This window comes from Paraburkholderia graminis (assembly GCF_003330785.1).
Classification (GTDB): Bacteria; Pseudomonadota; Gammaproteobacteria; order Burkholderiales; family Burkholderiaceae; genus Paraburkholderia; species Paraburkholderia graminis.
The window spans coordinates 1,062,094-1,075,257 of record NZ_CP024934.1 but is presented as its reverse complement, the minus strand read 5'-3'; the positions used below and the strand labels follow the sequence as shown (position 1 = coordinate 1,075,257).

Annotated in this window: 19 protein-coding genes; all 19 read right to left on the bottom strand. The window is 59.9% G+C overall.

Going from position 1 to position 13,164, the window contains the following annotated elements; translation table 11 throughout:
- Positions 1-5: 5 nt before the first annotated feature.
- Genes CUJ91_RS04845 through CUJ91_RS04755 form a run of 19 tightly spaced genes read right to left on the bottom strand, consistent with a single transcriptional unit; the run spans position 6 to position 13,162 of the window.
- Complete coding sequence (locus CUJ91_RS04845; RefSeq protein WP_114155937.1) at positions 6-569, bottom strand: aspartyl/asparaginyl beta-hydroxylase domain-containing protein; 564 nt, start codon at positions 567-569, stop codon at positions 6-8.
- Positions 566-973 (bottom strand): 3TM-type holin, encoded by a 408-nt coding sequence (locus tag CUJ91_RS04840; protein ID WP_114155936.1) that lies wholly within the window; start codon positions 971-973, stop codon positions 566-568. The genes CUJ91_RS04845 and CUJ91_RS04840 overlap by 4 nt, the downstream gene beginning before the upstream one ends.
- Complete coding sequence (locus tag CUJ91_RS04835) at positions 970-1,452, bottom strand: glycoside hydrolase family 108 protein (protein WP_114155935.1); 483 nt, start codon at positions 1,450-1,452, stop codon at positions 970-972. The genes CUJ91_RS04840 and CUJ91_RS04835 overlap by 4 nt, the downstream gene beginning before the upstream one ends.
- Positions 1,449-1,661: a hypothetical protein gene (locus CUJ91_RS04830; protein ID WP_114155934.1), complete on the bottom strand. Its 213-nt coding sequence runs from the start codon at positions 1,659-1,661 to the stop codon at positions 1,449-1,451. The genes CUJ91_RS04835 and CUJ91_RS04830 overlap by 4 nt, the downstream gene beginning before the upstream one ends.
- Before the next feature lie 11 nt (positions 1,662-1,672).
- A complete protein-coding gene (locus CUJ91_RS04825) occupies positions 1,673-1,864 on the bottom strand; it encodes a hypothetical protein (protein ID WP_114155933.1) in 192 nt (63 codons plus the stop codon).
- A 23-nt stretch (positions 1,865-1,887) separates the two neighbouring features.
- Positions 1,888-2,079, bottom strand: a complete 192-nt coding sequence (locus CUJ91_RS04820; protein ID WP_114155932.1) for a hypothetical protein — start codon at positions 2,077-2,079, stop codon at positions 1,888-1,890.
- Positions 2,057-2,356: a hypothetical protein gene (locus CUJ91_RS04815; protein WP_114155931.1), complete on the bottom strand. Its 300-nt coding sequence runs from the start codon at positions 2,354-2,356 to the stop codon at positions 2,057-2,059. The genes CUJ91_RS04820 and CUJ91_RS04815 overlap by 23 nt, the downstream gene beginning before the upstream one ends.
- Entirely contained in the window at positions 2,353-2,883 is a 531-nt protein-coding gene (locus CUJ91_RS04810) for a hypothetical protein (protein ID WP_153067621.1), read from the bottom strand. The genes CUJ91_RS04815 and CUJ91_RS04810 overlap by 4 nt, the downstream gene beginning before the upstream one ends.
- Positions 2,884-2,886: 3 nt before the next feature.
- On the bottom strand, positions 2,887-4,506 hold the full coding sequence (locus tag CUJ91_RS04805) for a hypothetical protein (RefSeq protein ID WP_114155929.1): 1,620 nt from the start codon (positions 4,504-4,506) through the stop codon (positions 2,887-2,889).
- Positions 4,507-4,514: 8 nt separating this feature from the next.
- On the bottom strand, positions 4,515-5,219 hold the full coding sequence (locus CUJ91_RS04800) for a hypothetical protein (RefSeq protein ID WP_114155928.1): 705 nt from the start codon (positions 5,217-5,219) through the stop codon (positions 4,515-4,517).
- Positions 5,219-5,611, bottom strand: coding sequence for a hypothetical protein (locus CUJ91_RS04795; protein ID WP_114155927.1), 393 nt, complete (start codon positions 5,609-5,611; stop codon positions 5,219-5,221). Before CUJ91_RS04795 ends, CUJ91_RS04800 begins: the two co-directional genes overlap by 1 nt.
- Before the next feature lie 8 nt (positions 5,612-5,619).
- A complete protein-coding gene (locus CUJ91_RS04790; protein WP_114155926.1) occupies positions 5,620-6,111 on the bottom strand; it encodes a hypothetical protein in 492 nt (163 codons plus the stop codon).
- Positions 6,112-6,121: 10 nt separating this feature from the next.
- Positions 6,122-7,531 carry a N4-gp56 family major capsid protein gene (locus CUJ91_RS04785; RefSeq protein ID WP_114155925.1) on the bottom strand — a complete coding sequence of 470 codons (1,410 nt, stop codon included), beginning with the start codon at positions 7,529-7,531 and terminating at the stop codon, positions 6,122-6,124.
- 20 nt (positions 7,532-7,551) lie between these two features.
- Positions 7,552-8,286 carry a hypothetical protein gene (locus CUJ91_RS04780; protein ID WP_114155924.1) on the bottom strand — a complete coding sequence of 245 codons (735 nt, stop codon included), beginning with the start codon at positions 8,284-8,286 and terminating at the stop codon, positions 7,552-7,554.
- A 9-nt stretch (positions 8,287-8,295) separates the two neighbouring features.
- Entirely contained in the window at positions 8,296-8,808 is a 513-nt protein-coding gene (locus CUJ91_RS04775) for a hypothetical protein (protein WP_153067620.1), read from the bottom strand.
- Between the two features lie 59 nt (positions 8,809-8,867).
- Positions 8,868-10,457, bottom strand: a complete 1,590-nt coding sequence (locus CUJ91_RS04770) for a beta strand repeat-containing protein (protein WP_114155922.1) — start codon at positions 10,455-10,457, stop codon at positions 8,868-8,870.
- On the bottom strand, positions 10,450-10,794 hold the full coding sequence (locus CUJ91_RS04765) for a M48 family metalloprotease (RefSeq protein WP_114155921.1): 345 nt from the start codon (positions 10,792-10,794) through the stop codon (positions 10,450-10,452). The genes CUJ91_RS04770 and CUJ91_RS04765 overlap by 8 nt, the downstream gene beginning before the upstream one ends.
- Positions 10,791-12,974 carry a collagen-like triple helix repeat-containing protein gene (locus tag CUJ91_RS04760; protein ID WP_114155920.1) on the bottom strand — a complete coding sequence of 728 codons (2,184 nt, stop codon included), beginning with the start codon at positions 12,972-12,974 and terminating at the stop codon, positions 10,791-10,793. Before CUJ91_RS04760 ends, CUJ91_RS04765 begins: the two co-directional genes overlap by 4 nt.
- The gene (locus CUJ91_RS04755; RefSeq protein ID WP_114155919.1) at positions 12,974-13,162 is read right to left on the bottom strand and encodes a hypothetical protein; all 189 of its coding nucleotides are present in this window, start codon (positions 13,160-13,162) and stop codon (positions 12,974-12,976) included. Before CUJ91_RS04755 ends, CUJ91_RS04760 begins: the two co-directional genes overlap by 1 nt.
- Positions 13,163-13,164: the final 2 nt, after the last annotated feature.

The following is a 13,164-nucleotide window of genomic DNA, read 5'->3' as shown; positions in this document are numbered from 1 at the left end:
GACGCTCACCGCTCGCAACGCAAACAGATAATCAACGTCATCCGGTCGTCTGGTCCGTCGTTCACGACCTCATGCTCCTTCGTGTTATCGAAGTACCAGACCTCGCCCGGCGCCATAGCTACGCGCTCATCCTCAACCCGGTTCACGCATTGCGGGTTCGACTGCAACACGACATAGAGTTTCGTGTTGTAGTAGTTCGCATGCCAGCCGTCATCAACGTGTGGCTCGATTTTCCCGCCCGGCGGAATCTTCGTAATCATCACGCCGCCGAGACGCACGGCGCAGACCCGCGCCATCATCGCGTAGACGATGGGCCGCACGCTGGGTAGAAGGTGCCACTCCGGGTAAAAGATCGCGTCGTGCTCATCGTTAAACCCGGTGTAGTCGCCCTTCTCCTTGAACGGCTTCTCGTCGTTGTACCGAAGCCAGATGTCGGACATTTCCGCGTGAGGGGTTCCGGGCGCTTCCTTGCGCGCGCGATGGCGATTCCAGAGTTTCGGCTGGCGGGCTATTTCGAGCAGGACCGGAGCCGTATCGATGCCAGCAGCAATCTTGACGAGGTGCTTCATTTCGCGGCGCCCTTGATGCGTTCAGCCACATGCAGACCGCCAAGGCCGAGCATGCCGAGCGTGAGCGTGGACAGTTCGCTCATGTCCATTTTCGACAGTACGACAGGATGGCTCATGAACACGGCCGCCGCGCTCAGGATCGGCTCAAGCACGTAGTTCCAGAAGTAGCCGGCGACGCAGACCCATCCGAGGCCGCCACGCCAGTGCTGGAGCGGATCGCTGCTTTGCGCTTCCACCTGGTTGATTTGCATCTGGCCGGTGATCTGCGCGAGTTCGCCGGTCTGCTGAAGCTGGAGAAGCTGGAGCTTCGCAGCGTTCGCCTGAGCCGGGTCCGGCCACAGACGATCGATGATGCCGCCGACGACGTTTGACACTGCGGTGATTGGATCAAGGGCTGCCATCATGCGGCTCCTTTAATGAGGTTCCCGGCAATGCGGTTCACCCAGCCATGACCGAACGATGGCCACGTGGGAAGATTGCCGAGGTATTTGAGTCGATACGCAAGGAAACGCATCACAATCTGTCGCGCGTCCGCCTTGTTCACTGCCGCGATGGTCACTGGACCGATATGCCCGTCTGCGTCGACACCAGCCGCAATCTGCAACCACGTCGCCGGCTTGCCGCCGTTGTACGCTGCATCGAACACCTGGAACGCGACGCGCGGGTCGAACTGGTCGCAGTAGTACGGATCCCAATAGACCATCTTCGCGATCTGCTTCGCGACCGACTGCGGCAATAAGCGCATGTCGCCCATATAGCCGTTCGCGCGCGCCACGCGGGACGTGATGCCCCACATGGTTTCGCCGCCGGGATCAGCGGGATTATTCGAATAGCCGCCTTCGTTACCCATCAAGGCGACGAAGGCGTCATCGAACGAACTCACAACTTGCCCACCGCCTGCAGGATCGCAGTGACCTTTTCGTCGGTGACCTTGGTTGTGTCTTCGATGATTGTCATGATGGTCGTCTCGATGCCTGCCAAGCCCTGAGCCTTACCGTGCAGATCGACGAGCGCGGCGAGCTTCTCAGGTACCGAGCGCGCGTCCGCGACGATCGCATTGAATTCACTTTCGATTGCTGACCAGATGCTCATCACCCATCTCCTTACAGGAATTTTTTGAAGCCACCGCCCGCGCCGTATGCCGCGAGTCCGATAAGCGTGTAGAGAATCACCCTCCAGACGAGACCGAGAACACCGCGGCCCACGTTAAGCTGGAACTTCTGCGTGATTCCCTTCTCGATCTGCTCCGCGATGGCCCTTACATCGGCCTCGGTCAAAGTGCGCTTATCGTCCATTTTTTTCCCCGTGTTTGAAGTCTTCAGATTGGCATTGGCGGAGGCGCTGGCGGCGCAATGAAATCCGTGCCGTCGAACGTGTATCCGGGGCCGCACGAGACCCCGTCCGCGATCTCGACGACAGTTGCGCCGGCTGGCGGCGTCCACTGCGCTGACCCGTCCCACAGGATCACGTTCGCGACTACCCCGTTTTCAATGATCGCGTAGCTGCTCATGTTTCACGTCCTCGATGGGTGGCCGCTGTGCCGGCCGCACTGCTGAATTCAGAACGTCCTGACGTTGCGTGATCTCGTTGCGCGCTGATTCGACGGCTGCCTGAACGCCGCGCGCGTGGCGCGAATTCTCGACAAGCAGCAAAGGAAGCCACGTAACCGCACAGCCCCACTGATCGACCGGATTGCCGGTCTGCGGATGCATGCCGAGCATGTGCGTCCAGAACGTGCACCCGGATTCGATGCACGGCTTTTTAATGAGTGGGCATTTTTGATTCATGATTTCACCGCGATCATCATCGTGATGTACTGGAATTTCGTCGTGATGTTGTGGTTGTGTCCACCCCCGCCTCCGGTCCCTGCATCGGTGCCCACTGAGCCGCCGCTAAAGTTACCGGCCGAGGCAGCGCCCGACTGAACTCCGCTGCCGGTTATCGCAGCGACGTTGTGCGTGTGGCCCGGTATTTCTGAGACGGTCAGGACGTGAAGGTCGGTGAACCAGCCGCTCGACACGAACGACGAATAGCCGGCGCCGGTGCTGACGATGCCGCCGCCAGTCGCGCCATACAGACACGTGTGGTTCGTGATGGTCGTATCGATCGTCCAGCCAGTTGGCGCCGCCGCCTGGTGAAACGCCATACGGGTTCCTGCGGGCGCTGCGAGCGTCCCAGTCGTCACATATGATCCCGCCGGCTGGGCGTTGGAGTTCACCTGGTTGACGATGAAATTCAGGTCCGCCATGACCTGAGAGGCATCGGCAGTCGTACCGTTTGCCAGGGTATTAGGTAGAGAACCGATGATTGACATGATTTACCCTTGATTCATATAACCGGTGTCCTGATACCGGGCAAAGAAGGTGCCGATCGAAACGGAATTAACCGGCGTCACGGTCACGTCTATGGACATCTTCTGGAACACAAGCGCGGCGGGCCACGGGATCGTGTAGACGTGAGGGATGCTGACGTTGGACGACCAGTTAGCCGCCCCCCAGTTGAACGCTCCCCACTTGGATCCCGACGACGGCGTCTGGATGAACGTCGTTTGAAGCGTCGTTCCCTGATCGTCCGTCGCCGTGATGTTGAAGTTCACCGGATTGCCCGTCGACGCGAGTTCAATCGTCGACTCCACAACCTGAACTTCGGCCATGTGTCCCGTCTTCGGGAAATTCGATGAGCGCAGATGACTCACCATCGCCGTGCCAGCGTCAAGATAGGTGCTATTCGACGTTGGAATCGTCGTGCTCACGAAGAGCGCGGCACCCTGCGCGGGAGACGACAGAACGAAGGAGTTTCCGAACTGCGCGGCACAGTCATACGGAAATGAATGCGGGCCTGTCCAGCGCTTCCTGCGGATGTCGTACCAGTAATCGTTGGTCTGCGTCTGTCCCAGGATCAGGGTAGGCACGCAGACCCGATAGATGTTGCCAGCGAACGCGGCGGATACTCGAGTCGGCTCCGTGCAGTTCTGAAACGGCACCTGAAGATCCGCGGGGAAGTCGGTTCCCGGTCTGCTTGAGAGTGGAACGAGCGTGCCGAGGAAGTTCAGGATGTACGGCGCGTCCAGCCCTGCGAAGAAGATGCCGAACGGTCCCTGAACGACACTGCGCGGCGAAGAGCATCCCGTCGTGAGCGTGATGTAATTCAGCGCGAGATTGTTCGTAGTCGTGTCGCCAGTCAACTGCCAGATCTGCGACGCCTTGAAGATCACAAGCGCACCGATCACGCCGGCCGACGTCGTCTGCACCGGTAATCCAGAGAATGCGGTAATTGGCGTGGTGTCGCCAACTGTCACCGACTGCGTTGCGTTGGTCCGCGTCGTCGGCACCAGAACATCGCTGAAATAGTCAACGTTGCCCACCGCGAAGTGAGCGCGGTTGTTGTAATTGGCGACAGCCGTCGGGACGCCAGGGAGCCCATTCGTCGCCGTATTCGCCGACGACCACGCCGGCGCGGCCGGGTTGCTGATGTCGATCACACCGAAGAAGTTAGTCCCGGTCCCGCTGAATCCCGGATGCGTGACGATAATCTTCGTGCTGATCACCGCCATTGTGGGCGGCGTCCATGGTCCACTGGTTGCAGGCGAGGTCGGCGTATTAGCTGACGTCACGCCGGAAATCGTGATGAATGTGTTCGTGACGATGTTGTAGGCGAACGGCTCGTCATGCCCGGCATTACGCCCACTCGACACCATGCCGTAGGCAACATTGCCGACGACGATAAACACGGACACATAGGTCGGCGTAGTGAATCCGGAAAAGGTGGTGTCGGCCGCTCCTACACCTGGCCGCGACACGACAAGTTCAGGATTGCCTTGGTCAAACACCAGATTCGAGAGCAGTTCGCAAGCACCCGGAAAGGCATCCGTCGCGTCGAATGCATCACAGATACCTTTCGGCGTAAAGCGAACCGGCTTGCCGTTCCGAATAGCCATGTCCGCTCCTAGTCTGTGATCTTCGTAGGCTTGAGCGTCCGGTTTGAATGGAAGCGCCGCGGGTCGAGCCGCACAGATTTAACGACCGCCTGCTCATCACCTTCCATGATCAGATGCGTGCGCAGCATGTCCATGCACTGAGCACGGAGCGATTCCTGCCGTGTGTCATCCGACTCCGTCATCAACTCCACTGCGGTCGCCTTGATCAGGTACTGCTGATCAGGAAACCACGGGATGACAGTTGACGTCTCTGGAGTGGCGATGTCCGGCTGCTTCACCATGTATCGATGGGTCAGCGTGATCAGGCCGGAAGACTGCGGATAGATGTACAGGTCGCCGGCTGAGTTGGCCGCCTGCGCGCTCGTTTCGTCGAGCAGCGTCGTCATGAACTCATACGGATAGTTCGCGATCGACGGATCCTTGAATTCCTGGTCCCACTCTTCGATGGAAATCGGATGCAGGAAATACGGCAGGTTGTTCTGTTGAAAGAACAGGTCATACGTGCGCAGGTAGTTCAACGGGAGCGTGATCGGCCCGTAATTGTTCGCCTGCACCGTGAGGAATTCGGTTACGCGGTTGATCTTCAGGTCGCGATGCAACCAGAGATCCTCCAGGACCATGTTCAGATAGATGCCGCCCTGCTGGATGAAGCCGGGACACTTGGCAATCGCGCAAGCACGCGCGACTATCTGCTGGGCCTGGAGGTATGCCATCAGGCCGCCTTGCGTGCTTCGTCGATCTTCGTACGAGCCTTTTCCAGTTCCTTCTCAATCGTCTTGATCTGAGTCGGATAGTTGCTCATGCTCGCAGTCTCCTGACTCGTCAGGGAACTTTTCTTCTTCCTGCGCTCAAGCAGATCAACATACGCGGCTTCGATGTCGGCTTTCGTCTGCGCGAGCATCTTCATTTTCTCTTCGAGAACCGGAATTTCGAGGATGCGCTGTTGACGTGCCAGCGATTCACGGCAGATGTCCATACGATCATCGAGCGATTCTTTCGACTCGTTGCCGTACAGATAGCCGCTCACCGACAGTTGCGCGCCATTGGGCGCCGGCAGCGTGATCGAAAAATTACCGATTACCGGCGTTTCCAGTTTTTCTGTCATGGTTCCTCTTATGCGCGGCGATCGCCACCGCGCAGGACCTTATCCTGCGCGCGGCGGAACATGTTTTCATTGGCCCCCATGATGTTGTTCTCATGGTCCCAGGTGCGAGCAACGATCTCCTTCACGGAGCGCAGCAGATCAGTGCCCAGCTTGTACGTCTGACCGTGGTAGTACGGGAATCCGTTGATCTTGATTTCCGTTCCACCGGACGGCGACAAGTCGATCCGGTACCACCAGAGGTCATCGCCGTCTTCATTCTTACCGGCCGGACGTTCGACGACGCCGGTCGTGAAGATCGCCGATTGAGCCTGCGCGGAAAGACGTGCCGATTCTTCTTCGGCGAGATCCTTCGCGGCGGTCGATTTCGCCAGCTCCGCCTCAAGCTCCGCGATACGGGCTTTTAGCGAACCTTCCGAATCCGCCTTGAGCAGATCGTCGCCGTTCGAAGAGCCCCCCTCGGGGAGGGGCTTGTTTTCTTCTGTCGGATTACGCGGTGGCATCAACTACTCCTTAAGCCTGCGTGCCGGCGCTGTAACCTGCGCTGAATGCCGATCCGCATTCGACCCGCGCGAGGAACGCCTGGTTGAGAATGATCGAGCCGTAGAAGACCTTCCACGACACGACGCGGGTCTGGTTCAGCGGATCCGATTTGTCGGCGCCCGTCAGGTAGTGGAACTCGGGGTTTTCGAGCAGAACCTGACCGTAGCTGTGATTGCCGATGTAGATCACCGGGTACACCGACACGCCCGTTGCCGGAGCGGCCGGAGGCGTTTGCGTGGCGCCAACACCCGTCACCGTTACCGTCTGGTTCGGCTGAAGTTGGGTCGCCTGGCCAGCGTAGACACCGGTCACCGGCACGCCATTACCGACAGCAGTGGCGAGGTTCGACGGGTTGGCCGTAGTGCCGATGTAGATGTTGAACACGTAGCCAGCAAGCTGCGGCAACACGACCGAGATGGAACCCGTCGGGCCCGTAACTGCGATCGAGTTGGACACCTGGTAGATCTGCTGCTCCACCGACGTCTGAGCCGGTGCTGCGGTGACCTGGACGAAATAGTTGCCGGTCGCAAGCTGGCCGCCCGATGCAGACGCCGTGCCTTGGATGGCTGCGACGCCAGTCCAGAAGGGAATCATGTTCGATTCGACGAAGCGCGTACCGCCGAATGCGCCGAGTTCGTTGTTGTACAGGCGATTGATGTCGCTGTAAGACCATGCCGTCGCGACGGTGCTGTTCTCGCGCATGTCTTGCGCCGACAGCGGATGAATCAGACCGACATAGTGCTGCATGACGGCCGGCGTCCTCGAAGGATCGCGGTATGCGCCCGCTTCGATCATCATGTCTTCGCGCTCGTCGCCCTGGAAGCGCGGCACGCCGTAGGTCAGGAACGAACCGACGACGCGGTTGTTCTCGTGCGGCGTCATGACGTCGGTGTTCAGGAGGTTCGCGCGGCTAGTCTTGCCGTTCGCGTAGTTCACCTGAGTCGTCGACAACAGCGTGTTCATCGTGTTGCGTTCGAGCGTTTCAGGAAGCTGCAACCCGACGAGTTCGCACGCTTGCTGGAAAAGCGGATGCTTGATGGTGAGGTTCGCCACGTCGGTGATGATGACGCGGTCGCCCCACTGCTGCGCGGTCGCGGTGACCTGTTGCAGCGTCATCGCTTCGCCCGGAGGCGCTACGCCTTCCTGAAGTGGTGCATACGGCAACGGCAAGCGCAGATAGCGTGAAGCCGTGTACGTAGTGCCGCGGTTCGTGTCGAGCTTGAGCGGCTTACCGAACTGGTACGCGACAAGTTGCTTGCGCGCGAGCGGCTCAACTTCTTCCTGAATGTACGCTTCGACGTCGGCGGTGAAGCTAGACGACTGATTCGTCACACCCGGGAACAGGAGGCCCAGCAGAAGGGCCAGTTGGGTTGTCATCATGGTTTCCTCTTGCTGGTTGGTCAGATGTTCATGTTTTCAAGACGAGCACGACGCTTGTCCTGTTCGGTATTGCCGCGGCGGCTCGACACGTCGGACCGCGCGTTCGGCGCGCGCCCCCGTGGAACTTCTGCGGCCGGAACCTTCGCTTTCGCCTTCGGCTTGAGCTTGCCGTCGGCGATGTCCTTGCCGAGCATGTAGTAATAGACCGACTCGCGCGAAGCGCTTCTACCTTGCGCGCGCTCCTGTGCAATCGCTTCCTCTACCCGGTCCGCGTACTTGGCGCGCCGCGGGTCGCTGTTGAACTTCGATTCGAAGCGCGTGCGGTCCATCAGGTCGGACGCTTCCATGCGTGCACGCTGGGCTTCCAGCTGCGTCTGACGGAGCGCCCGGTTCGCCTGGATCTGCCAGCGCTCCATTTCTGACGTATCCGCTGCGCGGAGCCGTTCCTCTTCGCGCTGAAACTCGGGATCGACAGGCGGCGCCGTCTGCGATACGCGGCGCATTTCCTCGTCACGCAGGCGGCCACGTCGCTCAACCTCTGCTTCGAGACGTGCGAGTCGATCGGCTTCGTTGCCGCGAGCACTGGCCGCTGGCGTGTCTTCGACGAGGTCGAATTCCAGATCCGCGAGACCGCTGTCGTCTGCGCTTTCGTCAATCAGTGCGCCAGTGTCGCCAGCATCGTCGCTCGCCGCACCGTCATCGTCGCCGACACCCGGAAACAGAAGACCGAGAAGGCGCTTGAGGAGTTTGTTCATTCCGCTTCCTTACGCGTTACCTGCGCCGACGGCTTGAATCGTCGCCGTTGTCGCGCTGGTGATAGTGACGACGAAGTCGCGCCACACCGTAGTGGCGATCGTTGCCGTACCGCTGACGGTCCAGCCCGTGTTCGTCGTGACAGTGATGGTTTGGGTCGTGGCAACGTTGATGATTCGAAGCTGCCAGGAAAGTCCGACCGGCGAAGACTGAACGGTGGCCGGAAGAGCGGCGATCAGGTTCGCGACTGTCGGCAGAGTTGCGGCAACGCCTGCGCCGGCCGTGCCCGTGAACGCCAGATAGACTTGCGCAGCACCGCAGATTTCGGTGGCGGCAAGAGTTTTCGAGGCGGTCGCGGCATCTGCGTTATAGATCACTTCCTGAAACGGATTGATGCCGAGGATCGCGTTGTTCAGGCCGACCTGATCCGGCAGAGCGCCGTTCATTGTCAGGTTGGGATTCTGGCCGGGACCGATCGCCGGAAAGACGAGTCCCATCAATACGGCAATACGGTTTTTGCGCACAATGTTCTCCTGAACAGGGTTGCGAGTGTTTTACAAATATTTCCTGCGCGCAGCAACGACTATGCGTACTCCAAAACAATAATCAGACCGGCTGCGCCGTTACCGCCAGCTTGAGCAGCGCCGCCATTTACAGAAATCGCACCGCTACCACCTGCTCCTTTTGTCGTGGCGGCTTGTCCCGCTGCAGTGGTCGACACCTGACCCTGTCCGCCCGCACCGAACGAACTCGACGCGCCATATCCGGAGACCGAATCGCCAATACCAAAGTTAAAGGCCAAGCCGCCAGCGGCTCCTGTCGCATTCAAAATGGAACCGCCGGTCGCTATGCTGCTCGGCCCCTGGTTGCCGATTACTGCCGGTGACGTCGCCGAGCCGGCCGCCTGCCCACCTATCCCTCCAGGGCAACTGATCGTTGCGCCGAATGATGTCGTGCCGCCGTTTGAGCCATTGTTTATTCCCGCTGCGCCACCATTCCCACCAGCGCCGATCGTGATGGTTGCGCCAGAGAAACCGCTGGTAAGACGACCCTCGGCATATGCACCAGCACCGCCGCCTTGCCCAACTGCTACCTGACTGGCTGAGGATGCTCCTGCGCCGCCGCCACCGCCCCCACCGCCTTGCGCTCGGACAACTACGCTGTTGGTTCCAGTCGTCGGCGTATAGGTGCCGCTCGACGTGAAAACCTGAACGTTGATCAGTGCGCCGGTCGGAAAACCGAATACCGGATCAGCTGCAGCACCGGCGCTGATCAAAGCCTGTCCAGCCGTAGCTGGTGCGGCGAACGCAACGTTAGACGTACCCTCTCCCAGCATCACAGCATGCGCAGTGAGAGTTGCAAGTCCGGTACCACCGCCGTTGACGCCGGTGATACCGAAAGCGGGATCAGCGCTCGCACCGCCGCTCACCAGTGCCTGCCCTGCTGTGCCTGCGGTTGTCTGGTTGACTGCCGCAGTTCCCTCGCCGATCAGCACGCCATGTGCGGTCAGAGTCGCGCGGCCGGTACCGCCTGACGCGACGCCGATTGCTGTCGACACTGTGAAGCTCGTCGCACTGAATGCGCCGGTATGCGCCCACGCACCCGATCCACTATTGGAGGTGATACCGCTGATGCCGGTCGCCTGACCGCCGGTAATCGCCAGCGCGTTAGTGAATGAGGTGAAAGCATCGTTCGCAAAGCCGATCGCGAGAACCGTCGATCCCCACGTCATGAACGCGTTTTTGTTGTTTGCACTGCGGATAGAGTCGATGAACTGCACAGTCGGGTTAGGACTGTTGTAAAGTTGGGTGCCGGTCGCGGCGACACCTGGCACCGCGCCACCGCTTGCGAAAGCGCTGGTGAACGATCCAGTTGATCCGCTGATCGGCGTGTTCGAGATCGATCCGCCAGTGATCGCGACGGCGTTAGCATTCTGATTCGCCATCGTGCCGGCCGCGACGCCGTTGACCTTCGAGACCGTCGGGTTCGGATATGTACCACTCAGATCGCCGCCCGCCGGACCGGTAGGCGGCTCCGGCTCTCCGACAAGAGTGTTCAGGGCGATGGTTACCTGCTGAGCGATTGAATTCAGCGCAGCCTGGATCTGCTCAGGAGGAACGTCTGTTCCCGCGGCGCGAACCTGCGGCGGGATGATCAGGAACTGGTCAGACATCTAGTGCCTCCAGGCGTTGCCGTGTGCTGGGATAGAGAGGACCAGAGGTCTGCGGGAAGCGTCTCAGGAACGAACGGAGGCCTGCGCCGTGACCGCGTGCGCGGGCGTAATCATCGGCGGCGAATTCCTGTTCACGGCAACGCTCGAACACCCATTGCGAACGGAACACGATCTGCAACGACAGAACCCACCAGAGGCGGCGCAGCGCGTCCCGGTTAGCAAGGTGTCCACGCTCGTGCATGAGCACGGCGGACTTCTCCGCGTCGCTCAGGCGTGCGAAGAAATCTCCGGTCTGGATCGTTCCCCACGGCGTGCACCGCGCAACGAAGCGTTTCATCGCGGCTCCGCTGTCGGTGACTGGAGTTGGTCCGGGTGGATCATGCCGGCCGGACCTTGCGGGCGAGGCAATCCAGGCTGCGCGCCGGGCCGTGGTGTACCTGCGACTCCTGGAGCCGCACCACCCGGCACGCCCGGTTGCCCCTGCGGCTTCGGCATGGATGCCTGCAACTTCGCCTGCATGGCCTGCTGATGCTGCTGGATGTGCGCGCGGAAAAGTCCTGCCTGATCACCGGTCATCTGCGCCGCCATCAGGTGCGACTGAATGTGCCGGCGGTCATCGTCCGCCTGATGGATCTCAGCCATGAGGCCGTTGTGCATCATCAGGTTTTCATCGTCGGGCTCGACGTGGAAGAGATTGCGTTCGTCGATCAGGATCCGAGGCGCTACCTCGGGACCAAAAATCTGTTCCGTGCCGAATTCGAGAATTGGCCCGATATTGAGGCGCCGGCCGTCGAGCTGCTGCGGCGGAATTCCCCGCAACACGTTCATCCAGGCAATCATCTGCTGCATGCGCTGCATGTTGTTCTGGTACGACGTGCCGCACCAGCGGAAGAAGAAGCGTTCGCCGAACGCCTGAACAGGGATCTCCTGCAGGTTCGCGCGCGCGCCGACTTCGCCCAGTACTTCGACCGTGATTTCCTTCGTGCGGAACTGCCGGTCAAGCTCGAACATCCATTCAAGCAACGGATTGAGAATGACGTCCTCATACCGCTTCGCATGATCGATGATGTTCGACTCCTGCGCCTGCGCCATGGCGGCCATCATTGCCTGATTCTTTCTTCCCTGCGGTGCCTTGCCGAGCATGGCGTCATTGACGTCCATAGACTCGTTGATTTCCTGCTTGATCGCCTGGCAGAGCGCTACGGCATCCTTATAGATCGCCGGGAACTGGGAGAACCGCGTCTTCGCTGGGTCGGTAAGCCAGACTGCTGCGAGACCCATCACCATGCTCTGATAGTTGGGGTTGGACAGAGGGTCGGTCATCACGATAGGCAGAAGCGCATATTGCGCGCTGTCCTGACCCATGTTCCAGTAGTCGTTCAGGTTCCATTGCAGGAACTTGACCGCTTCAACCATCGAAACGCCAAACGCCGAACCCTGAATACGCTCGATCGGCGCCGAGAGAATCGGCCGTTTTCCAGACCAAAATGGATTGCGGATAATGCCAAGAATTTCTTCCGCGCCCGCGTAATAGACGAAGCACGGTTCTTTTCCGTTGCCCAGGTCGAGATTCGTGTGAACTTCATAGATCAGCGCGTATTTGTAGGTGCCTTCGGTGCGGATGCCCGCGTCGCCTGTCCGCTTCTTCGGCGAGACGTACTTTTCGCGTCTCTTGCTGGGCTGCGCCATCCGTTCGATGATGTCTTTTGCGGTGTGACCGACGAACACGCCTTCATCGACGAATTGCTGGATGGCGTCGCTCGACATGCGCAGTTTGATCGCCGTGGCGGTCGCTTTCTGGATGTCGTTGCATGTCGGCGGATACACGGCCAGATCCTCGGTCGCAAACGGCACAACGTCCGGACCTTCCTCTATCACCTCTTTCGGGTCTTTCTCCCACTCCCATTCGTCCTTGTCGATCGTAACGTCCTCGACCGTGACGCCCAGCTGGTCGTCCTCAAGGATGGGCGGCTTCTGCACGAGTTCCGTGACCTTGCGGTACGTCTTCGTCCAGTCAATGTACAAATTCCATTGCCCTGTCACGTCACCGGCAATCAGGTCGGCGCGCACCACGTCGCGAAGATTCGCGCTGCGGATGTAATGTTCGAGCAGACTGACCTGGGCAAAAGGGATATTGCCATCGGGGCCAGTGGCGCCGACGTGCTTGTGATTGACCGGGAACAGTTGCGCGAGCGTGCGCTTCATGCGCGCCTTGATGGCGTTGCGCACTGCGGGGATGTAGCACTGACTGTTGCCCGAGTACTGCGCGTTCTCGTCGGGCTGCGCATTGAAGATCGACCAGTACTCCTCGATCCGGTCCATCTGTTCCTGCTTGTTCTCGAAGCACTTCGCGATCTTCGTGTAGAGCTTCGCGGCTTCTGCATATACATCGGAGTCGGGCTGGTCGGCCCAGTTCTCCAACTCTTCGCCGGTCTTTTCAGCGTCGAGAGCCCGCGAGTCCAGTGTTTCGACTGCGGGCTTTTCTTCCTGCTTTTTCTCTCTTTTCGCGCGGGCCATCAGCCGATAACCTTGCCTGCGAGCTTCTTCCGGAGAGATGAGCCGGTGTTGCGATCGCGCGGCGTGCGCGCCGGCTTATCGTCCGGCTCGGGCTTCTTCGGCGTCTTGCCGTAGAAGCTGCGCATATCGCGGGACTCTGAGCGGGTCTCGCCCTTGCCTGCGTCGCCTTTCCCGAATCGCTTTTTCATGA